This is a genomic window from Luteibacter sahnii (assembly GCF_034063545.1).
GTDB classification, from domain to species: domain Bacteria; phylum Pseudomonadota; class Gammaproteobacteria; order Xanthomonadales; family Rhodanobacteraceae; genus Luteibacter; species Luteibacter sahnii.
On sequence record NZ_JAQLOK010000004.1, the window covers coordinates 22,777 to 43,983 of the forward strand.

Here is a 21,207-nt window from a genome sequence, read left to right on the forward strand (position 1 = left end):
GCCTTCGCGTCAATGATCGCCCGCCTGACGCCGTATGCAGGAGATAGCGGCCAGGCAAACGCCAACTTTAGGGCAAAAGGCCGGTGGATTGTAAAAATTGTGAATCAGTTCAGGTTTACATGTCTTCCCTGTGGCCCGTTGGTGAAGTAAGGCTCAATCGCCCGACCACCAGCCCCGCCATTTGAAGAAGAGCACGGGGATCACCATGCTGACCACGATGGCCGCAAGCGCCATCGGGTAGCCCATCGGCCAGTTCAGTTCGGGCATGTCTTTGAAATTCATGCCCCAGATACCGACCAGGATCATGGGCGGGATCGTCGCCACGGAGGTGACGGTAAGCACCTTCATCACGTGGTTCTGGTCGGTGCTGATGAAACCGAGCGTGGCGTCGAGGACGAACTGCAGCTTGTTGGTCAGTTGGTCGTCGAACTCGTCGAGGGTGCGCAGGTCATGGTCGACCACGCGCAGGCGCACTTCCACCTGGTCGGACATCCAGGCGGGCTTCCGCGCGCGGGTGAAGGAGACCACGCGCTGCACGCCGAGCATCGACGAACGGTTGCGGGCCTGCATGCCTTCGAGCCGCCCCACTTCCAACATGCAGGTGCGCAGCTCGGGCGTGCCCAGGCGGGAGGGGGAGAACACGTGGTCGGATAACTGCTTCAGTTCGGTGGAGACGTCTTCCATGCGCTGGGCGGCAAGGTTCACGATCGCCTCCACGAGGGTCGCGAAGACGTCGGCGCTGGTTTCCCAGTGGTGTTCGTGGCAGCTGTTCGCCGCCAGTTCGAACGCACGGGAATCGGCGAAGCGGAGGGTCAGCAGTACCCGCCCGGTGACGACCAGTCCGATCGGGCCGGGGCGGTGCCCGTTGTTGGTGTCCGCGAAGTACGGGATCGACAGGTACATCGTGTCGTCGTCGTCGGTGCGGATGCGGCTGGACAGCGCGAGGCTGGTGACGTCGGACCGCTCGGGCACGCGCAGCCCGGTCGCTTCGGTCGCCCACCGACGTTCGTCGTCGGTGGGGTCATACAGGTCGATCCATACGGGCAGCGAAGGCAGGTCCATGCCGGCGGTCCAGACGACCGCCTTCCGGCCTTGGGCGTGAAGGGTAAGCACGTGCGGGGGATCCTTGGAAGCGCTGCCGGGAGTTTACGCGTCGAGCGTAGCGTCCATGCTGATCCGGGCGTTGAGCACCTTGGACAGCGGACACCCCTCCTTGGCCTGGGTGGCGATCGCCTCGAACCCGGCCTGGTCGGTGCCAGGAACCTGCGCGTGCACGGTAAGGTGCACCTTGGTGATCGAGAAACCCTCGCCGTCCTTGTCGAGCGTCACCTCGGCCTTGGTCTGGATCTTGTCGGCGGTCAGGCCGGCGTTACCCAGCATCAGCGACAGCGCCATGCTGAAGCACGCCGCGTGCGCGGCGCCCAGCAATTCTTCGGGATTGCTGCCCGGGCCATCCTCGAAGCGGGCCGCGAAGCCATACGGCGCTTCCCTGAGCACGCCGGTCTGCGTCGAGATCACGCCCTGGCCATCCTTGATGCCGCCTTTCCAGATCGCCGAACCCCACTTCTTCATGGCCTGCACTCCCATCGGTTGGTAGATTCGCCGAACGCTAGCCGCAGGCTCATCCAGAGAATGCGAAGACCTTCGACCGGAGACACGCCATGAACGACGCCGCCACGCCCCTGGAGATCCGTCACGACGAGGCGATGCATCGCTTCACCACGATGGTCGACGGGCACACCTGCGAGATCGACTACCGCCTGGACGGCCGCACCATGACCATCCTGCATACCGGCGTGCCCGAGCCCGTCGGCGGGCGCGGCATCGCGGCGCGGCTGACCCGCTTCGCGGTGGGCGTGGCCGAGGCCCGGGGATGGTCCGTGCGCCCGGCCTGTTCCTACGCGCGGGTATGGTTCGAACGCAACCCCTCGTATGCCCATCTGCTGGCGCCTTAGCCTCCTGGCCGGCGCGTCGCGAGGGAGGTCGTCCGGTAGTCGCGTAACCGGTTACCTACGTGTTAGGTTTCACGCTTCCTGCACACCGTCGAGGCACGACCGATGCGTTACACGTGGATAGCTGCCGCCATGGCCCTTGCCTGTGCGGCCGGAGCGCATGCCGAGAAGGCCCCGGCGGCCGGAAAGACCGCGACCGATCCCCGTATCGCGAGCATCCTCGAGGCCCTGGGCAAGGTGCGCACCGTGGATTCCGTGGCGCTGTCGCCCGATGGCCGTCATCTGGCCTGGGCGGTGAAGACGGGCAAGGGCGTGGCCATCGAGGTGGCCGATGCCGATGGCCGCAACGCGCACCGACTGACCGCCACCCGCGACTGCCGCGAACTCTCGGTGGCATGGGCGGCGGACTCCCGCCGCCTCGCCTTCCTGTCCGACTGCGCCGGTGGCAAGCCGGGCATCGAGCAGGGCAAGCAGAACGACGTCTACGTGGCCGATACCGCCGGCAAAGCCCCGCCCAAGCGCATCACGCAGTTGAAGGGTTACGTCTCCGACCTGGACTGGCGCCCGGACGGCAAGGCGCTCGGCTTCCTCTACGTGCCCAACGCCACGCGCCGCGCCAGTGCGACAGCCGCCACCGGCGCCCAGGTCGGCGAGATCGGGGTGGACAACATCCAGGTGCAGCAGGTCGCCATGGTCGATGCCACCGGCGGCGCCGTGCGCACCCTCACCCCCGGCGGCCTGCACGTCTACGAATACGCCTTCTCCGCCGATGGCGGTCGCATCGCTTACGTGGCCGCGCCGCCTCCGGGCGACAACAACTGGTGGGTCGCCAAGCTCTACGCCCAGTCGGTGGGTGGCAGCGAGAAACCGGTCACCCTGGTCGATACGTCGACCCTTAAGGGGCCCCTGAAGGACCTGCAGGTGGCCGTGCCGCGCTTCTCGCCCGATGGCTCGCGCGTCGCCTTCATCGGCGGACTGATGAGCGACCAGGGCTCGACGGGCGGCGACATCTGGGTGGTGCCGGCCAACGGCGGCGCGGAACCGGTCGACGTCACGCCGGGCATCCAGACGACGCCGGCCTGGCTCGCCTGGGCGGGCACGGATCGCCTGGTGGTGTCCGAGGTGGCGGGCGGCTCAAGCCGCGTGTCCAGCTACGCGCTGCCGACGCAGGGCGCCGCGAAAGCCACCACCTTGTTCGACCTGCCGATGTCCCTCGGCGACGGCCGGTTCGCCATGTCGCTGTCGTTGGATGCCAAGGCGGAGAAGGCCGCCTTCATCGCCAGCTCGTTCGATACGGGCTACGAGGTTCACGTGGCCGACCTCGCCACACACGATGCGCCCGCGGCGGTGACCCGCTTCAATGCCGGCCTCAAGCCGATGTGGGGCAAGGCCGAGTCCATCACGTGGACCAACGAAGGCCATCAGGTGCAGGGCTGGCTGCTTTACCCGGCCAACTACGACCCGGCCAGGCGCTACGGCATGATCGTCTCCATCCACGGGGGGCCTGCCGCCGCCGTCCTGCCGCGCTGGCCTGGTGTCGGCTACGGCGCGGCGCCGCTTTCGGCCCTGGGCTACTTCGTGTTCATGCCCAACCCACGCGGCAGCTTCGGCCAGGGTGAGGCTTTCGTCCAGGCCAACCGCAAGGATTTCGGCTACGGCGACATGCGCGACGTGCTGGCCGGCGTCGACGTGATCGAGAAGAACCATCCCGTGGACGATAACCGCCTCGGCCTCACCGGCTGGAGCTACGGCGGTTTCATGACCATGTTCGGCGTCACCCAGACCCAGCGCTTCCATGCCGCGGTGGCCGGCGCCGGCATCGCCAACTGGCAGAGCTACTATGGCGAAAACCTCATCGACCAATGGATGAAGCCCTTCTTCGGGGCGTCGGTGTATGACGATCCGGCTGTCTATGCAAAGAGTTCGGCGATCAACTTCATCAAGGATGTGAAGACCCCCACCCTCGTCGTGGTGGGCGAACAGGACGCCGAGTGCCCCGCACCGCAGTCCTTCGAGTTCTGGCATGCGTTGCGTGCCCAGGGCGTGCCCACCTCGCTGGTGGTGTATCCGGGCGAGGGCCACGGGTTTGCGCAGGAAGCCCATCGGCGTGACGTGCTGGCGCGCGCGCTGGCGTGGTTCGACCGGTATCTCCCCGCCAGCGGCACCCACTGAACGGGACGGATTGCGTTTTTCCGCCGACCCATCATCATTCGCTGTCGGGCCGGCCGGAACCTCGCCGCCCCGATGGCGGCGAGGCTGTCCGTGAGACGCTAAAGTCGGAGAAGGAAGTGGCCGATATCCCATGGAAAATCGTCCTACTCGCCCGGATTCGCGCCGGGGGCCTTGGGGTGGTGGTTAAATCGGGTGGTTCCACGGGGCGGGGCATGGTGCTCCGTCCCGAGACGTGCCTTGCGGACGAGGCCGGAGCGTGGCGTGCTGACACAACTTAGCGTCGAAGCTTGGCTCATCGCCCTGGCGGTGGCCGGCGCCGCGGTCGCGGTCGTGTCCGCCTGGCTCATGGGCCAGCGGCGGCAGGCCGGCCGACGCCTGCATCCGAGCGACCACGCCGGCCACGCACTGGCCTTCCACGCCTACCACGACAACCTCACCGGCTTGCCCAACCGCGCCTACCTCATGCAGGCGCTGGAGCATGCGCTCGCCGGGCCGGATGTCGACTCCATCGCTGTCATGTTCATCGACCTGGACGGTTTCAAGTCGATCAACGACACCCTGGGCCATGAAGCGGGCGATGCGTTCCTGCGAGCGGTGGCCCGCTCGTTGCGCAGCAGCGTGCGCGACCGCGACACGGTGTCGCGCTTCGGAGGCGACGAGTTCGTGGTGGTGGTGCAGTCGTATAACGGCATGGAAAACCTTGTGCGGGTCTGCCGCAAGGTGCTCGACCTGGTGTCGCAACCGGTCAACGTGGCCGGTCAGTTCGTGGCGGTGAGCCCCAGCATCGGCGTCGCCGTGGCGCCGAAGGACGGCACCGTCGCGCAGACCCTCATCCGCAACGCCGACGCCGCGATGTACGCGGTGAAGGAAACCGGCAAGGCGGATTTCCGTTTCTACGAAGAAGGCATGCTCGAACAGGCGCGCGAGCGGCTGGCCCTCACGGTCGAGCTGCGCGAGGCCCTGCAGCAGGGTCTGCTCGACGTGGAATACCAGCCCAAGCGCAACCTTCGCGATGGCACCCTCGCGGGCGTGGAGGCGCTGGCGCGTTGGCACCACCCGACCCGCGGTGACGTACCGCCGTCGATCTTCGTGGCGATCGCCGAGCGGTCCGGCCTGATCCACGCGCTGGGCGAATACGTGCTGCGTTGCGTGCTTAACCAGATGAACGCGTGGGACGAGGCCGGCCAGTGCATCGACTACGTGGCCATCAACCTGTCGATGCACGAACTGAGCCGTCCGGCCTTCGTCGACACGCTGCACCGGGTGGTGCGCTCCTACGGCGTGGCCCCCACCCGTATCCGCTTCGAGCTGACCGAGTCCACGGCGATGCGCGAGCCGGGCGAAACGTTGCGGCAGCTCGTGAAGCTGCGTTCGCACGGCTTCGACCTGTTGATCGACGATTTCGGCGCGGGCTACTGGAACCTCGGCCACCTTCGCGAGCTGCCGGTGGGCACGATCAAGATCGACCAGTCGTTCGTGCGCGGCAGCCAATCGAACCTCGCCGATCGCGAAATCACCGAAGCCATCGTGGGCCTGGCGAAGAAGCTCAACATGCGTACCATCGCCGAGGGCGTGGAAACCGAGGCACAGGCCGACTGGCTGCGCGAACTGGGCTGCGACGTCGGCCAGGGCTATTTCTTCGCCCGCCCGATGACGGCCGCGGCGTTCAGCCGTTATCTCGATCCCACGGTCGCCTATGCCGGTTGACCGCCTGTCGCGGCCGGGTCGCGTGTCGCCGTTTCGCCTGCTGCCGTCCCTCGCCGTCGCCCTGTTCTGCGTGCTGATCGCGATCGGCGCACGCGCCCAGGGCGCGCCGCACGTCGATCCCTGGGCGGTGTTCGAGACCGCCTGGTTCGACACCGTCAGCGTGGCCGACGGGCTACCGCACTCCACGACCACCGCCATCGTGCAGGATCGCCGGGGGCTGATCTGGATCGGCACCTTCGGCGGTCTCGTGCGCTACGACGGCTATCGCATGCAGGTGTTCGGCCAGGAGCCCGATTCCTACGGCGGCGCGGTGCTGCCCGACTCGTACGTGCGTGCGCTCATGCCGCTGGACGACGGCGGGCTGCTGATCGGCACCAACGCCGGAGGCCTGGTTCGCTTCGATCCGGCGACCACGCGGTTCCAGGTGTATCCGGTGGGCAAGGGCGGCACATCGAACGGCAAGATCTTCGCCATCGCGAAGTCTCGCACCCCGAACGTGTTCTGGGTGGCCACCGAGGGCGGCGTCGACCGCATCGATGTCACCACCGGACGCATCACCCACGAGTCGGTGAAGCCGGGCGATGCCTCCGACATGCTGGCGCGCAGCTTCGTGGTGGCGGAAGACGCCGCGGGCAAGCTCTGGGTGGGCGCCGACAACGGCCTGTTCATGCGCCGCCCTGGCGGTCACTTCGAGCGGGTGACGTCGGAGGATCCCGCGCTCGACGCGATCCTCCACGACCAGGTCTGGGCGTTGCGCGAGGACGACCGTGGCCGGATGTGGGTGGGCACCGGCCAGTCGGGGGCCATCTACCTCGACGGCCAGGGCAAGGCGCACGCCATCGACGGATTCTCCGGCAAGGGCAGCCTGGCCCGCCGCCGCACCATCCGCGATTTCCACGAGACGCCCCAGGGCGTGCTTTGGGCGGCGACCGACGGCGCGGGCATCATCACCTACGACTTCAACACGGGCCGCCTGCGCACCCTCAGCCATGACGCGGCGATGCCCTCGTCGTTGCCGGGTGACATCACCCGCGACATCTACCAGGACACCACGGGCAATATCTGGGTCGCCACCGAACTGGGCGCCGCGCGCTACGACCCGAACGGCCGCAAGGTGTTTTCGGTGATGCCCTCACCGCTCGAAACGCACACGTTGTCCAACGCCAACGTGCATTCGGTGTTCGTCGACCCGCGCGGCCGGATCTGGCTGGGCCTGGGGATGGGCCGTATCGACGTGCTCGACCTCGCCACCGGCGGCATGCGCCACCTCCAACTGGGCGGCGAGCAAGCCGAACGCGACGTGCAGTCGTTCGTCGTGGCGCCCGACGGCTCGATCTGGGCGGGGGCGCAGGGCATCTCGCGCATCGATCCGGACACGTTAGAGATGCGTAGTTCGCTGATTCCCTCCCTCGACGGGTGCCTGATCCTGTCGATGCAGCGCGATGGCGACGCCATCCTCATCGGTAGCTACGACGGCTTGTTTCGCTACGACACCGTCACGGGTACGCTGGTGCAGATGCGCCACGATGCCGCCGACCCGCGCAGCCTGGTGGGCGATCAGGTGCGCCATATCGTGCGCATGCCGGACGCCTGGTGGTTCGCCACGATCAGCGGCATCAGCATCGCCTACGACGGCGAGAAGGGTTTCGTGAACCTGCGTCACGATCCCGCCGACCCGACGAGCCTGCCGCAGGACTACACCGGCTCGATCGTGTTCGACTCCAAGCATCGCCTGTGGCTGGGGACGTTCGGCGGCATCGCGTACATCGATCAGTTCCATCCGAGGGGGCCGTTCCGCTTCGGCGTGATCGGCGCACGCGAAGGGCTTACCAACACCAAGATCAACGCCTTGCTGGTCGACCACGACGATCGGATCTGGGCGTCGATGGCCAACGGCGTCGCTATGGTCGAGGCCGACAGCCATCGGGTGTTCGACCTGGGCGTGCGCGATGGCCTGCGTATCCCGAGCTATATCCACCGCTCGGCTGCCGAAGCGCCGGGCGGCGAACTGATGTTCGGCGGCCTCGGCGGGCTCACCGTCGTGAGGCCTTACTGGAAGGCGCCCGATGCCGCGCCAGCCCGGCTGGCCGTGACCCACGTCACCCTCAACGACCGCCCGTCGGCGCTTGAGGATATCCCCGACAACGGCGGCCGCATCCTGCTCGACGACGGTGCGCGCAATCTCCGCGTGGATTTCGCGCTGCTCGACTATCGGGCGCCGTACGAGACCCGCTACGCCTATCGCATGGACGGCGCGGACAATGCCTGGAACGAGGTGGCCCACGGCATTCCGCCAAGCGCCATCTACACCAACCTCGCCAGCGGCACCTACATGCTGCACCTGCGCGCCACGACGCGCGGGCTGGATCCTCGCACCGTCGAATCCACCGTGCGCATCGTGGTCACGCCACGCTGGTATGAGAGCATGTGGACGCTGTTCGCGGCGGTGCTGTTCGGGGTGGTGGCGTTTTTTGGACTGGTCTACCTGCGCACGCTCTACCTGCGCCGCCGCGCCCAACTGCTGCAGACCCAGGTCGATGCGCGCACGCGTGACCTCAAGGCGGCCAACGAGCGCCTGGCGCACCTGGCCGGTACCGACGAGCTCACCGGCTCGCTCAACCGCCGCCGTTTCCTCGAGCAGGCCGAACGGGTGCGCCAGGGGGCGGCCAGCGACGGCATTCCGTTCAGCATCGTCTTGCTGGACATTGACGACTTCAAGGTGGTGAACGACACCTTCGGCCACCTGGCCGGCGATACCGTGATCCGCGAAACGATGCGGGTGATTTCGTCGATGTGCCGCGCGGACGATCTGGCCGGACGCTTCGGCGGCGAGGAGTTCATCCTTTGCCTTCCCGGGGCGCTGGGCGAGCATGCGATGGACATTACCGAGCGCGTACGGCATGCGCTCGGCGCCCTCGTGATCGTGCACGGCGATTACCGCATCCGCATCACCGTGAGCGCCGGCGTGGCCGTATGGCGCTCGCCGGAATCGCTCAACTCCTTGCTGGGCCGCGCCGACGAGGCGCTGTACCAGGCCAAGAACGACGGCCGCAACTGCAGTCGCTTCGCCGGGCTCTGAGCCGCGTCAGTCGCGGAAATTCTCGAACTGCAGCGGTACCTCGACGTCGGCCTTGCGCAGCAGGGCGATCGCCGTCTGGAGGTCGTCGCGCTTCTTGCCGGTGACGCGCACCTTTTCACCATTGATCTGCGCCTCGACCTTGAGCTTGGCGTCCTTGATCCTGGCGATGATCTTCTTCGCCGCTGCCTGTTCGATGCCCTGCTTGACGGTGATCTTCTGCCGGGCTTCGGCGAGGTTGGTCTCGACCTTGCCTTCGTCGAGCGCGCGCAGGTCGATCTGGCGGGCGGCGAGGCGGGCGCGCAGGATCGGCAGCATCTGGGTGAGGTGGAACTCGTTTTCGCCCTTGAGGGTGATGACGCTGTCGTCCAGTTCGAACGTCGCGCCGGTACCCTTGAGGTCGAAGCGATTGGAGACTTCGCGGTTGGCCTGGTCCACCGCGTTGGTGAGTTCGTGCTTGTCGACTTCCGAGACGATGTCGAAGGAGGGCATGGGCGGGATTCCTCGTGAGCCGGTCGGGCCGACAAGTCTACGCGACGGCGGTACCATGTGCGTTTGTACGGTCAAGAAGTCTCCATGGAATACGACGTCCTGGTCATCGGCGCGGGTGCGGCAGGCCTGATGACGGCCATCGTGGCGGGCCGGCGCGGCCGCCGGGTGCTCGTGCTCGACCACGCCAACAAGGCCGGCAAGAAGATCCTGATGTCGGGCGGCGGGCGCTGCAATTTCACCAACACGAACACCACGCCGGCCAATTTCCTTTCCGCCAACCCGCATTTCTGCAAGTCGGCGTTGGCGCGCTATACGCCCTGGGACTTCATCGCGATGGTCGACCGCCATCGCATCGCCTGGCACGAGAAATCGCCGGGCCAGCTGTTCTGCGACGAATCCTCCAAGCTCATCGTGCGCATGCTGCTGGCCGAAGGCGCCGACGCGGGCGCGCGGGTGGAGACCGGCGTCGCCGTGCATCGCTTGCGCGCCGTCGACGGCGGGTTCGCCGTCGAAACGGCCCTGGGCGCGGTGCGTGCGGCGTCCGTGGTGGTCGCCACGGGCGGCCTGTCGATTCCCAGCCTCGGTGCCACCGGGTTCGGCTACGAGATCGCCCGCCAGTTCGGCCACACGGTGTTGCCCGTCCGCGCCGGCCTGGTGCCGCTCACGCTCAGCGGCAAGCACCAGGCGCGCTTCGAGGGGCTCTCAGGGCTTTCATTGCCGGTCGAGGCCCGCGCCGGCGGGGCGTCCTTCCGCGATGCGATGCTGGTGACCCATCGGGGCCTGAGCGGCCCGGCCATCCTTCAGGTGTCTTCCTACTGGGAGCCCGGCGTCGACCTCCACCTCGACCTGCTTCCTGGCCTGGACGCCGCCGCCGCCCTGCGCCAGGGCCGGGCCGAACGGCCGGCCGCCGAACTGAAGACGGTGCTGGCCGGCCTGTTGCCGCGACGCCTGGCCGAGCGTCTGTGCGAGGTGTGGTTGCCCAATCGTCCGATGCGCCAGTTCCGCGACGCGGAATTGAGCGACATGGGGGCACGCTTGGCCGACTGGCCGGTGACGGCCAGCGGCACCGAGGGCTATCGCACCGCCGAGGTCACGCTCGGCGGCGTGGATACCGACGAGGTGTCGTCGTCCACGCTGATGTCCCGACGCCAGCCGGGGCTCTTTTTCGTCGGTGAGGTGCTGGACGTTACCGGTCACCTTGGCGGCTATAACTTCCAATGGGCCTGGGCCTCAGGCAACGCCGCCGGCCAGGCCGTCTGATACGGAGCAAACGCGATGCGCATCGGTTTCATCGGTCTGGGCAGCATGGGCGCCGGCATGGCCGCCCAGCTCATCAAGGCGGGTCACGAGGTGACGGTGTGGAACCGCTCGCCCGAGGCGGCGGCGCCCCTCCAGGCGCAAGGGGCTCGTGTCGCGACGACCGCCGCCGAGGCGGCGCGCGACGCTGAGGTGCTGCACAGCATGCTGGCGAACGATGCCGCGTTGCGCGAGGTGGTGTTCGAGGGCGGGGTGCTGGAAGGGTTGGCACCGGGGGCGGTCCACGTCAACCATGCCACCATCTCGATCGCGCTGGCGACGGAGCTGGTCGAGCGTCATGCCGCGCGGGGCGTCGGCTACGTCGCCGCGCCCGTGTTCGGTCGTCCCGACGTGGCCGCGTCGGGCAACCTTCAGGTGGTGGCCGCGGGCGCGCCGGATGCCGTCGCACGCGTGCAGCCCCTGCTTGAGCAGCTGGCGTCCCGGGTCTGGCCGATGGGCGACGATCCGTTACGGGCCGGCATCGTCAAGATCGCCGGCAACTTTCTCATCGGCGCGGCGATCGAGGCGATGGCCGAGGCCACCACCCTGACCCGGGCGCACGGCGTCTCGGCCGCTGAATTCCTCGACGTGGTGACCAACACGCTGTTCGCCTCGCCGGTCTACAAGAACTACGGCGGCATGATCGCGCAAGAGCGCTACACACCGCCCGGATTCACGTTGGCGCTCGGGTTCAAGGACGTCGGGCTGGCTCGCGCCGCGGCGGACACCAAGCGTGTGCCGATGCCCTTCGCCAGCGTGTTGCACGACGCGTTGCTGGAGTCGCTGGCGCGCGGCGACGCCGACATCGACTTTTCCGGCCTCGCCCGTGTCGCCGCCGCACGCGCCCATCTCGAGGATTGAAGGCGATTTTCACGAAGCATGCTCCATAGTCGAAGCCGCACGATGTCGTGCGGTTTCGACGGGTGATGGCATGTCAGCGAGCTGGAAAACGGTGTACGAAGGTCAGCATGAGGGCCGATCGGTCACGGTGAAGGAATCCAACGACGGCACCTTCAAGGTCCTTACCACGCAAAACTATTACGAAGACGGCGGTGCCTACCAGGACGGCAAAACCTTCGTGCACGTATCGCCGAGCAGCGTGGGTGAGCCGGTCGAAAGCGAAGCTACCTCGCGCGAGGGTCTCCAGGAGGCGTTGCGCAAGCTGCATTTCCCGTCCGATGCGGTGTCCGCGATCATGGATGGGCTGGCCTGATTCCACCGAGCGCGCCGACCACCCCCGGGTGGTGGCGCGATGCCGCTGTTCGTACGGCCGCGGCGCCGTTCAGGCGTCGCGCCAGTCCACGACGCCGTCGACGATCGTATTCGTGCGACCGCCGACCCACACGTCGGTGCCCTCGATGCGGATGATGATGCGCGCGTCGTGGCCCACCTCGCGGCCTTGGCTCACCACGTAGCCCCGCGACAGCGTTCCCGACGTGTCGTGCAGGGCCACGTAGGCGGCGATCAGGCCGTTGGCCGCGCCAGAGGCGGGATCTTCGACGATGCCCACGCCCGCGGGGAACGCCCGCACCGCGAGGCCGCCCGGCGAGCGCGCGAAGACGCACAGGCCGAGCGTGTCGGTCGCTAGCGCCAGCGCGCGTATCGCCGCGTGATCCGGGTGCCATGCGCGCAGCGCGGCTTCGTCGGCGAATTCGGCGACCCACCAGCGGCGACCGCCTTCCACGCAGACCGGGGGCAGGGCGCCCAGGTGAACGCCGTAGAGCACGGCCGACAGCGTCTCCCCGCCGCACCCCGCGTCGCGCACGACACGCGCTTTGGGTGCCTGCACGAACAGTTCGCGGTCTGGACCGTCGCCTTCGACACGGATCGGCAGCACGCCCGCGCCGCATTCCTGCCACACGATGCCGTCGGCGTTCGGGCGCACCCGCCCGGCGTCCAGCGCGGCATGGGCACTGCCGATGGTGGGATGCCCGGCGAAGGGGATCTCCTTGCTTGGGGTGAAGATGCGGGCGCGGTAGTCGGCGCCGGCGGCCTCGGGAGGGAGCAGGAACGTCGTCTCCACGAGGTTGGTCCAGTGCGCGAAGCGCTGCATGCGCGCGTCGGACCAGCCCTGCGCATCGACCACCACGCCCAGAGGATTGCCGCCGCCGTGACGGGCGGCGAAGACGTCGAGCTGCTTGTAACGGATGGACATCGGGAACGGTGCCGGGGGGAGGAGGGCCCGCCATGATACTCCCGCCCGTGTCGGCAGACTTGTCCCGATGGCCGCCAGCCGCCAAGATGCGCGCTGGTTTTATCCGCACAGGACGTCGGTTCGCGCATGACCACCTTGCTCATCATCCTCGTGACCTGCGTGGTCTCGATCGTCGCTTTCCGCAACCAGCGCCTGATGGACGACCTCATCCTCTGGCCGCCCGCGCTCTCGCGCAGCCGCGAGTACTACCGCCTGGTGAGCTACGGCCTGGTGCATGCCGACGGGCAGCACCTCTTCTTCAACATGTTCTCGCTTTATTTCGCCGGGCGGATCATGGAGAACTTCTTCACCAGCATGATGGGCCCGTTGGGCTTCGTCACGTTCTACATCGGCGCCCTGGTGTTTTCGATCCTCCCGTCCTACCTCGCCAACCGGCGCAATGCGGGTTATCGCAGCCTGGGCGCCTCGGGTGCGGTCTCGGCGATCCTGTTCGCCTTCATCCTGCTTGCGCCCTGGTCGAAGATCTACCTCATCGTGCTGCCGATGCCGGCGATCCTCTACGCGATCCTGTTCGTCGTGTATTCGGTCTACATGGACAAACGCGGTGGGGACAACGTCAACCACAGCGCCCACCTGTGGGGTGCCGCTTACGGGGTGATCTTTACCGTCGCGATCAATCCCGCCGTGCTGCCTCGTTTCCTCTCGCTGATCTCCCAGCCGCGGCTGTTCTGAACGGCGTCAAACGGTTTCATGTGACTTCCCGCGACGGCTGTTAGATGATGGCCGCCGCCGGCACTGGTCCGGATGCACGCGGGTTTCCCCCGGTGGGGTGGTTCGCGTCGGCAACTACCGCAGGAGGAAGGAACGCATGGCAACGACCCGTAAGTCCGCCGCGAAGAAGACGTCCGCGGCACGCAAGGCGGCATCGAAAAACACCGTCGCGAAGAAAGCCGTCGCGAAGAGGGCCGCCGTAAAGAAAGCGCCGGCGAAGAAAGCCGCGGTAAAAAAGACTGCCGCAAAAAAGGCCGCCGTGAAGAAGGCCGCTGTAAAGAAGGTGGGGGCGAAGAAAGCCGCGACGAAGAAAGCCCCCGCGAAAAAGACGGCCCTAGCAAAGGGCGCCGTCAGGAAGCCGGCGGCGAAAAAGGCGTCGACCAGGACATCGCCCTCGAAGAAGGCGCCTGTCCGCAAGGCCGCCTCCGCGAAAAAAGTGACGAAGACCACGGCCCGCAAGGTGGCCACGAAGGGCCCGACGGCTCGCGCCGCGACCCGGAAAACGCCGGCACGCACCACCGGCACCACGACATCGTCCACCCGTTCTCCTGCGGGCAAGACCGCGAAGGCACCAGTCGCACGCCAGGCCGCCACGACAAAAGCACCGGCTCGCAAGGCATCGTCGTCCGTCGCCAAGGGGAGCGCGCGAAAGGCCGCTGCACCAGCCACGGTGCAAAAAGCGCCGGCGACCTCGAACCGCCGCTCGCCCCCGCGAGCAAAGCCCGCGGCCATGCCGGAGCCAGTCCAGCACATCAGCCAGGAAGAGGCCGTCGCCCATATCCAGGCCCTCCTCGATGCCAAGCGCGAGCGTGACCGCCAGCCGCCGAATTGGCCGGGCAGCGAGCCGAACGGGGCGCCCCCTTCACAGCCGTTGCAGAGCGGCAGCGCGGCGTCGACCTCTCCGTCGCCCGAAGCGACCGTCCCCACCATGGCGCACGAGCGCGGGGATCAGCAGAAGAGCAAGGGCTGACCATCGGTCGCAGCCGCATTGGTGCCAGGGAGGGTGCCTTTTAAGAGGGGTTCAATCTCGCGGGCGCAGCGTAGGCACCATCTTCCGCGGGAGAGTCGGTCATGGTGCGCGTGCGGCGTGTGTTGCTGGCCTTCGGCCTCGCTTTTCCGCTGGCGGGTTGTTATTACGACCCCGGTTATGGCTACGTGCGTAATGGCTCCGGTGCCGACGTCTATTACGGCACCCAGACCACGACGGTGGTCGGCCCGGGATACGCCTACGACCCGGGTTTCGGATACGTCGGGGGCTATGGTTACGGTCCAGGCTGTTGCTACTCGGGTGTCGGCGTGGGTGCGGTCTGGTATCACGACCGTTACGACGATCGCCGCTACCGTGACTGGCACCGCTACCCGCCGCCGGGCGGTTGGCGTGGTGGCGATCGGCGCCCACCCCCGGGAGGATGGTATTCGCACGGTCCTGATCGTCGCCCCCCGCCCGGCGGTTGGCGAAGTAATCCCGGGCGAGGCCCGGGCGGCTGGCACGGTGGTAACCGCGGCGATGGGTGGCATGGGGGCGGGAACGGACACGACGGTCGCTGACGGCGTTTTCCACACGAACGCAGCGGCATCCGCCTTCCCCTGATGGCGGGCACCGCGTTGCTACGTCGCGCTTAGCCTTGCTGGGCTGTGCCGCGAATCCTTGCCCTGCCTTTCTCACTCCCAGCCGCCGCGATCGTCGCCGTGGCCGGATGCCTTTCCGTCCAGCAGCTGGCGGTTCTGCCGTCCTGGCCGGTGTCCTTCGCGGTGGCCGCGCTCGCCCTGGCATCGCTCGCCGCGTGGCGTTCGTCATGGTGGCGCTATGCCGCGATCTTCCTGGCCTTCGCCGCGTGGACGGCGGGGCAAGGCGAGCGGGCCATGCAGGCCCGGCTGCCGTCCGCCTTCGAGGGGCACGACGCGCGCATCGAAGGGCGCATCGTCGAACTGCCGCGTCGGCGGGGCGGCGACGTGACCTTCGTTTTCGTTCCCGATGCCATGCCGTCGGAGGCGCGCGGTGCTGTTCGCGTCACGTGGTATCGCACCCACGAAACGCCCAGGCCGTGCGAACGCTGGTCGCTGTCGCTACGCCTGCGCCGCCCGCGCGGCACCGTCAATCCCGGCGGCGGCGATAGCGAACGCGTGGCCCTGCTGCGTGGCATCGTCGCCACCGCCAGCGTGCGTGCGTCGGCCGATAACCGTCGACTCGGCGTGGCGCCTTGCGCCGACGGCTGGCGCGATGCGATCGCACGCACCTTCGACAATCGCCTCGGTCCGCATGACGCCCGCATCCTCAAGGCGCTCACCGTCGGCGACACGCGGGGTCTGGACGCCGGCGATTGGGACGTCGCCCGAGCCACCGGCACGTCCCACCTGATTGCCATTTCCGGCTTTCATGTCGGTGTCGCGGCCGGTGGCGGCGTGCTGCTCGTGCGTCTGCTGTACGCGCTTTTTCCACGCCTTGGGTCGCGGTTGCCGCGATCACTCGCGGCGTCCGTGGCCGGACTCGTCGTCGCGACCGGCTACGGCGTTCTTGCCGGCCTTGGCCTGCCGACCGTGCGCAGCCTGCTGATGGCCGCCTCGCTCGTCCTGATCGGCATCGCACGACGGCGTGGGCGTGGAGCGCACCTGCTCGCCCTCGCGGCGCTCGCGATGCTTGCCGCCGATCCCCTCTCGGTGTTGTCGTCGGGCTTCTGGCTGTCATTCGCCGGCGTGGGTTTCCTGATGCTGTGCGTCTCGGGGGACGGTCGCGGATGGCGCGCACGGGTGCTCGCCGCGTTGCGTGCCCAGGCGGCGATGAGCGTGGCCTTGTTGCCGTTGTCGCTTTACCTTTTCGGCAGCACGTCGCTCGTGGCGTTTCCCGCGAATCTGTTGGCCGCGCCCCTGGTCAGCGTCGTGGTGGTGCCGCTGGCGCTCATCGGTTGCGTCTTTGCCGCGTGGCCCGACATCGCCACGGTGCCGTGGCGGGTCGCGGCGGACGCGATGGCGTGGGAGTGGCGCGTACTCGAGGCCATGGCGGAATGGCCCGGATCGCGCATCGCCGCGCCGGTGACGACGTGGTGGCCGGTGCTCCTGGCGACGGTCGGTGCCGCGTGGCTGTTCGTTCCCCGAGGGGTTCCGCTGCGCCTGCACGGCGCGGCGCTGTTCCTGCCCTTGCTCTGGCCGACACGCGCCGCGCTCCCGGAAGGCGCGTTCCGGGCCTGGGTGCTCGATGTCGGACAGGGGCTCGCCGTGCTCGTGCACACGCGCCACCACACGCTTGTTTACGACGCGGGGCCGGCCTACCCCGGCGGCGACGCCGGGGCGGGTGTCGTACTGCCGTCGTTACAGGCGCTGGGTCTGGATAGCGTGGATGCGCTGGTGGTCAGTCACGGCGACAACGACCATGCCGGCGGCGCCCACACTGTCGCCCGTCGTCATCCCGGTGCGTCTCGCTGGGCGGGCGAACCGGAACGTTCGCCCCTCCCATCGGCACCCTGCACGCACGGGGTGACATGGCGATGGGACGGTGTCAGCTTTCGCTTCGACACTGTGGAAGGTCCTGCCGGGCGCAAGTCGAACGAGCGCTCATGCGTGCTGGTGGTCGACGGACGCGCTGGCCGCCTGCTGCTGACCGGCGATATCGGCCATGCCAGCGAGCGGCGCATGCTCACCGACCTGCCGCTATCGGATCGCCCGACCGTGAGCACGATGGCGCACCACGGCAGCCGCCACTCCTCCGGGACCGCCTGGCTCGACCGCGTGCGACCCATGCTCGCGATCGCATCGGCCGGGTGGCGCAATCGCTTCGGCCATCCGCATCCCGACGTGCTTGCACGCCATCGCAGCGTCGGTGCCATCGTTCTCGTTACCGCGTCCAGCGGCGCGATCGCGGTGGATTTCCCCGCTGATGGCATGCCGTTCGTGTCCCGCGAGTGGCGCCGACCACGGGATCGTTATTGGCGGGAGTGAACGGTCTGTGTTGCGCTGCGGTTTGACATCGTCAATTTAGAACGATTTAAATCGATGTCTATCGATTCGAAGGGAACCACGTGACGGCATCGAAGCAGGTGGTGGGAAGGACCGCGCTCGGTCTCGCGTTGCTGGCCGCGTTGGCATCCGGCACGGCGGTCGCCGCAGGGCAGCGCTTCGCGTCGTCGTTCGAAGCCGGCGATCCCCCGCCGTCGATCGGGCCGTCGGACGGCCTGTCGCTGAGCGTGGTCGGCGGTCCGCCGGAGAAAGCGGTGCTGACGGCGAAAGCCCATGTCGGCTTCACCGGCACCCATGCGTTGCGGTATGGCGGCACAGCCACGGGCCGGCCCCTCATCGGCACGATTTTCACCACCGATCTCACCGTCATCCCCGGCATGCAGCTCTCGTGGCGTGTCTTCCCGCGCTCGAACGACGACGACCTGACCAACCCTGCCAACTACGTCACCATCGATCTGGTATTCGACGATGGTTCGCGATTGTCGTCGCTGGGCGCGCGCGATCAGCATCGGGTGCCGGCGTCGGCCAAGGGGCAGGGCGAGGGCAGGGTGCTTTACCCGGACCAGTGGAACGACGTCAGGGTCGACCTCTCCGCGGCAAAGGGACGCCATGTGCGTGCCATCGAAGTGAGTGTCGATGCGCCCGCCGGCAAGGCGTTCGAAGGTTGGCTCGACGACGTGCGCATCGCCCCGGTGCCGGCATCCTCGGCAGACCGTCCGACCGATCATGTGGATACGCGGCGCGGTTCCAACGCCAACGCCTCGTTCTCGCGTGGCAACAACTTTCCCGCGGTGGCGATGCCGCATGGCTTCAACTTCTGGACGCCGACCACGAACGCCGGTTCCGACTGGATTTACCAGTATCAAGCGCGTAACGGCGCCGATAACCGGCCACGCATCGAGGCCTTCTCGCTGTCACACGAGCCCAGCCCGTGGATGGGCGACCGGCAGACCTTCCAGGTGATGCCGGCCCAGGTCACCGACGGTGCACCACCGCTGAAGCGCGATACGCGCGCGCTGTCGTTCAGCCACGATGACGAGGTCGCGCATCCGGACTATTACCGCGTGCGCTTCGACGACGGCATCGTCACCGAGATCACGCCCACCGACCATGCCGCGATGTTCCGCTTCACCTTCACGGGCACGCGCGGGCAACTGGTGTTCGACAACGTCAACGGCGACGCGTCGGTCACGCTCGATCCCCAGGGCCGTAGCCTCCAGGGGTGGTCGGACGTGAAGAGCCGGCTGTCCGCCGGTGCGACGCGCATGTATTTCTACGCCACGTTCGATCGGCCCGTCGCCGAGAGCGGTCGCCTGACCGGTGAAAAGCGCGACGCGGCCTCGGCGTGGTTCGGTTTCGACACCCGGGGCGGCCACGACAAGCAGGTGACGATGCGCATCGCTACCTCGCTGATCGGCGTCGACCAGGCACGCTCGAACCTCGCCCAGGAGATCGCCGGGGCCGACACGTTCGACAGCGTGCGCGAGCGGGCGCGCAGGGCGTGGGACGCCCGCCTGGGCATCGCGAAAGTCGAAGGCGCGACGCCGGACGAGCTGACCATCCTGTATTCCAACCTCTATCGTCTGTTCCTGTATCCGAACATGGCCTACGAAAACACCGGCACCCAGGCGGCGCCGGTGTGGAAGTACGCCAGCCCGTTCTCCGCACCGGTCGGGGAGACCACGCCGACGCATACCGGGGCGCGCGTCCTCGACGGGCAGCCTTACGTCAACAACGGCTTCTGGGACACCTACCGCACCGCGTGGCCCGCGTATGTGCTGCTCACGGCCAACGAGGCGGGGCGCATGATCGACGGTTTCGTGCAGCAGTACCGCGACGGCGGCTGGATCGCCCGTTGGTCGTCTCCCGGTTACGCCGACCTGATGGTGGGTACCAGTTCCGACGTCGCGTTTGCCGATGCGTGGCTCAAGGGCGTGCGCAATTTCGACGTGTCGGCCTTCTACCAGTCGGCGATCCGCAACGCCTCCACCGTGAGCGAGGTCAAGGGGACCGGCCGAAAGGGCATCGAGCGCGCGCTCTTCAACGGCTATACCGACGACAAGGTCGCCGAGGGGCTGTCGTGGTCGATGGACGGCTACATCAACGATTTCGCCATCGGCAACCTCGCCCAGTCCCTCGCCCGGGACCGGCCGTCCCATGACGGCTACGCCGGTTATGCCGACGACGCGCAGTGGTATCGCTCCCGCGCGCTGGGTTACGTGAACCTGTTCGACCCCGATGTGGGCTTTTTCGTCGGCCGGGATCCGAAAGGGGCGTGGCGCTGGAAAGCCGATCAGTTCAGCCCTTTCCGCTGGGGCGGCGACTACACCGAAACCGATGGCTGGACCATGGCATTCCATGCGCCGCAGGACGGCGCGGGGCTCGCTACGCTCTATGGCGGTCGCGAAGGCCTGGCGAAGAAGCTCGATGCCTACTTCGACGCGTCCGGCCGTTTCGAGGTGGGCGATTACGACGGCGTGATCCACGAAATGCTCGAGGCCCGCGATGTGCGCATGGGGCAGTACAGCCACTCCAACCAGCCAGCGCACCACATCATCTGGATGTATGACCAGGCCGGTCAGCCGTGGAAGACCCAGGATAAACTCCGCGACGCCATGTCGCGCCTCTACGTGGGCAGCGAGATCGGCCAGGGCTACCCGGGCGACGAGGACAACGGCGAGATGTCGGCGTGGTGGATCTTCGGCGCGGCCGGCTTCTATCCCCTGCGCATGGGCACGCCCGAATACGTCATCGGCGCGCCGTATTTCCCGCACATGACGCTCACCCTCGACGGCGGCAAGGTCATCGACATCCGCGCGCCGGGCGTCAGCGACACGAACCGCTACGTGCAGTCGCTGAAGGTCAACGGGCAGCCGTGGCATCGCGTGACGCTGCCGCATGACCTGTTGGCCAACGGTGCCACGCTCGAGTTCACGATGGGCCCCAAGCCGTCCACCTGGGGTACCGGGCCCGACGCGATGCCGGCGTCGATCACGGCGGAGGGCGAAAAGCCGTCGCCGTTGCACGACGTGCTGCGCGAGGCCGACCTGCGCGTGGAGGGCGGGTCGAAGCGCTCGCTGGCTGCCGCCGTGGATAACGATTCGTCCACCGAGCTGTCGCTTCCGGGGGGCAGGACGGTGCTGGTCGATCGGCTGGACGCGCCCGTCACGGTGGCGATGTACACCATCACCTCGCCGGCCCACGCGAACGAGGCGCCGACCTCATGGACCGTCGAAGCCTCAAGCGACGGCAAGCGCTGGACCATGCTCGACGAACGCCACGGTGAGTCGTTCCCATGGAACCGCCAGACCCGCGCCTTCGCGCTGAAAGCGCCCGCGGCGTACGCCTATTACCGCGTGGCGTTTCAGGGTCCCGCCAAGGTGGCAGAGCTGGAGTTCCTAGCCCGCTAGACCCGTTCACCCAGGGGCCAGCCCGACGGCAGCCGGCATCAAGCGGGAGACGCCGGGCTCTCGCACCATGGCGGCAACGGCCTCGCCCGCGTCGTTGCCGCCCTGAGGGTTCGCGGACACGGTCCGCGCTCACCCGCGCCCGGCGAGCGCCCTCGCCTGTGAATGCCATCTCGGTCCCCCGGGCGCGCCCTGCTATCATTGACGTCTGCATTCGTTGAATCCGGG

At 67.7% G+C, this 21,207-nt stretch carries 16 protein-coding genes; 11 read left to right on the forward strand and 5 right to left on the reverse strand.

What is annotated here, in order from left to right; translation table 11 throughout:
• Nucleotides 1–153 precede the first annotated feature (153 nt).
• Nucleotides 154–1,113, reverse strand: coding sequence for a CorA family divalent cation transporter (locus PI246_RS13000; RefSeq protein WP_320551731.1), 960 nt, complete (start codon nt 1,111–1,113; stop codon nt 154–156).
• 33 nt (nt 1,114–1,146) lie between these two features.
• Nucleotides 1,147–1,572: an OsmC family protein gene (locus PI246_RS13005; protein WP_320551732.1), complete on the reverse strand. Its 426-nt coding sequence runs from the start codon at nt 1,570–1,572 to the stop codon at nt 1,147–1,149.
• Nucleotides 1,573–1,661: 89 nt separating this feature from the next.
• Here PI246_RS13005 and PI246_RS13010 point away from each other — a divergent pair, with 89 nt between their 5' ends.
• The 4 genes from PI246_RS13010 to PI246_RS13025 all read left to right on the forward strand — a co-directional run bounded on the left by PI246_RS13010 (nt 1,662) and on the right by PI246_RS13025 (nt 8,910).
• A complete protein-coding gene (locus tag PI246_RS13010) occupies nt 1,662–1,955 on the forward strand; it encodes a GNAT family N-acetyltransferase (protein ID WP_320551733.1) in 294 nt (97 codons plus the stop codon).
• Between the two features lie 129 nt (nt 1,956–2,084).
• Nucleotides 2,085–4,124, forward strand: coding sequence for a S9 family peptidase (locus PI246_RS13015; protein ID WP_320551734.1), 2,040 nt, complete (start codon nt 2,085–2,087; stop codon nt 4,122–4,124).
• 261 nt (nt 4,125–4,385) lie between these two features.
• Nucleotides 4,386–5,831 carry a putative bifunctional diguanylate cyclase/phosphodiesterase gene (locus tag PI246_RS13020; RefSeq protein WP_320551735.1) on the forward strand — a complete coding sequence of 482 codons (1,446 nt, stop codon included), beginning with the start codon at nt 4,386–4,388 and terminating at the stop codon, nt 5,829–5,831.
• Nucleotides 5,821–8,910, forward strand: a complete 3,090-nt coding sequence (locus PI246_RS13025; RefSeq protein ID WP_320551736.1) for a ligand-binding sensor domain-containing protein — start codon at nt 5,821–5,823, stop codon at nt 8,908–8,910. The genes PI246_RS13020 and PI246_RS13025 overlap by 11 nt, the downstream gene beginning before the upstream one ends.
• 6 nt (nt 8,911–8,916) lie before the next feature.
• Here PI246_RS13025 and PI246_RS13030 read toward each other — a convergent pair whose 3' ends face one another.
• Nucleotides 8,917–9,399, reverse strand: coding sequence for a YajQ family cyclic di-GMP-binding protein (locus PI246_RS13030; RefSeq protein WP_320551737.1), 483 nt, complete (start codon nt 9,397–9,399; stop codon nt 8,917–8,919).
• An 84-nt stretch (nt 9,400–9,483) separates the two neighbouring features.
• Here PI246_RS13030 and PI246_RS13035 point away from each other — a divergent pair, with 84 nt between their 5' ends.
• The 3 genes from PI246_RS13035 to PI246_RS13045 all read left to right on the forward strand — a co-directional run bounded on the left by PI246_RS13035 (nt 9,484) and on the right by PI246_RS13045 (nt 11,908).
• Nucleotides 9,484–10,659, forward strand: a complete 1,176-nt coding sequence (locus tag PI246_RS13035) for a BaiN/RdsA family NAD(P)/FAD-dependent oxidoreductase (protein ID WP_320551738.1) — start codon at nt 9,484–9,486, stop codon at nt 10,657–10,659.
• Nucleotides 10,660–10,674: 15 nt separating this feature from the next.
• Nucleotides 10,675–11,556, forward strand: a complete 882-nt coding sequence (locus PI246_RS13040; RefSeq protein ID WP_320551739.1) for an NAD(P)-dependent oxidoreductase — start codon at nt 10,675–10,677, stop codon at nt 11,554–11,556.
• 70 nt (nt 11,557–11,626) lie between these two features.
• The gene (locus tag PI246_RS13045; RefSeq protein ID WP_320551740.1) at nt 11,627–11,908 is read left to right on the forward strand and encodes a hypothetical protein; all 282 of its coding nucleotides are present in this window, start codon (nt 11,627–11,629) and stop codon (nt 11,906–11,908) included.
• A 69-nt stretch (nt 11,909–11,977) separates the two neighbouring features.
• Here PI246_RS13045 and PI246_RS13050 read toward each other — a convergent pair whose 3' ends face one another.
• Nucleotides 11,978–12,850 (reverse strand): PhzF family phenazine biosynthesis protein, encoded by an 873-nt coding sequence (locus PI246_RS13050; protein WP_320551741.1) that lies wholly within the window; start codon nt 12,848–12,850, stop codon nt 11,978–11,980.
• A gap of 126 nt (nt 12,851–12,976) precedes the next feature.
• Here PI246_RS13050 and PI246_RS13055 point away from each other — a divergent pair, with 126 nt between their 5' ends.
• A complete protein-coding gene (locus PI246_RS13055) occupies nt 12,977–13,582 on the forward strand; it encodes a rhomboid family intramembrane serine protease (protein ID WP_320551742.1) in 606 nt (201 codons plus the stop codon).
• A 114-nt stretch (nt 13,583–13,696) separates the two neighbouring features.
• Here the strand turns inward: PI246_RS13055 and PI246_RS13060 are convergent, their stop codons facing one another.
• Nucleotides 13,697–14,353, reverse strand: a complete 657-nt coding sequence (locus tag PI246_RS13060; RefSeq protein ID WP_320551743.1) for a hypothetical protein — start codon at nt 14,351–14,353, stop codon at nt 13,697–13,699.
• Between PI246_RS13060 and PI246_RS13065 the strand changes: the two genes are divergently transcribed.
• The 3 genes from PI246_RS13065 (at nt 14,352) to PI246_RS13075 (ending at nt 20,982) form a co-directional block, all read left to right on the forward strand.
• The gene (locus tag PI246_RS13065) at nt 14,352–14,591 is read left to right on the forward strand and encodes a hypothetical protein (protein WP_320551744.1); all 240 of its coding nucleotides are present in this window, start codon (nt 14,352–14,354) and stop codon (nt 14,589–14,591) included. The genes PI246_RS13060 and PI246_RS13065 overlap by 2 nt on opposite strands.
• Before the next feature lie 719 nt (nt 14,592–15,310).
• Nucleotides 15,311–17,554, forward strand: a complete 2,244-nt coding sequence (locus PI246_RS13070; RefSeq protein ID WP_320551745.1) for a DNA internalization-related competence protein ComEC/Rec2 — start codon at nt 15,311–15,313, stop codon at nt 17,552–17,554.
• An 80-nt stretch (nt 17,555–17,634) separates the two neighbouring features.
• On the forward strand, nt 17,635–20,982 hold the full coding sequence (locus PI246_RS13075; RefSeq protein ID WP_320551746.1) for a GH92 family glycosyl hydrolase: 3,348 nt from the start codon (nt 17,635–17,637) through the stop codon (nt 20,980–20,982).
• The last annotated feature ends 225 nt before the right edge of the window (nt 20,983–21,207 follow it).

What these genes read in the sequence shown, in the direction of transcription:
- PI246_RS13060 (WP_320551743.1), bottom strand. Translation starts at nt 14,353, where the DNA reads ATGGCCGCGGGCTTTGCTCGCGGGGGCGAGCGGCGGTTCGAGGTCGCC.
- PI246_RS13010 (WP_320551733.1), top strand. Translation starts at nt 1,662, where the DNA reads ATGAACGACGCCGCCACGCCCCTGGAGATCCGTCACGACGAGGCGATG.
- PI246_RS13025 (WP_320551736.1), top strand. Translation starts at nt 5,821, where the DNA reads ATGCCGGTTGACCGCCTGTCGCGGCCGGGTCGCGTGTCGCCGTTTCGC.
- PI246_RS13040 (WP_320551739.1), top strand. Translation starts at nt 10,675, where the DNA reads ATGCGCATCGGTTTCATCGGTCTGGGCAGCATGGGCGCCGGCATGGCC.
- PI246_RS13035 (WP_320551738.1), top strand. Translation starts at nt 9,484, where the DNA reads ATGGAATACGACGTCCTGGTCATCGGCGCGGGTGCGGCAGGCCTGATG.
- PI246_RS13030 (WP_320551737.1), bottom strand. Translation starts at nt 9,399, where the DNA reads ATGCCCTCCTTCGACATCGTCTCGGAAGTCGACAAGCACGAACTCACC.
- PI246_RS13005 (WP_320551732.1), bottom strand. Translation starts at nt 1,572, where the DNA reads ATGAAGAAGTGGGGTTCGGCGATCTGGAAAGGCGGCATCAAGGATGGC.
- PI246_RS13065 (WP_320551744.1), top strand. Translation starts at nt 14,352, where the DNA reads ATGCCGGAGCCAGTCCAGCACATCAGCCAGGAAGAGGCCGTCGCCCAT.
- PI246_RS13055 (WP_320551742.1), top strand. Translation starts at nt 12,977, where the DNA reads ATGACCACCTTGCTCATCATCCTCGTGACCTGCGTGGTCTCGATCGTC.
- PI246_RS13015 (WP_320551734.1), top strand. Translation starts at nt 2,085, where the DNA reads ATGGCCCTTGCCTGTGCGGCCGGAGCGCATGCCGAGAAGGCCCCGGCG.
- PI246_RS13050 (WP_320551741.1), bottom strand. Translation starts at nt 12,850, where the DNA reads ATGTCCATCCGTTACAAGCAGCTCGACGTCTTCGCCGCCCGTCACGGC.
- PI246_RS13045 (WP_320551740.1), top strand. Translation starts at nt 11,627, where the DNA reads ATGTCAGCGAGCTGGAAAACGGTGTACGAAGGTCAGCATGAGGGCCGA.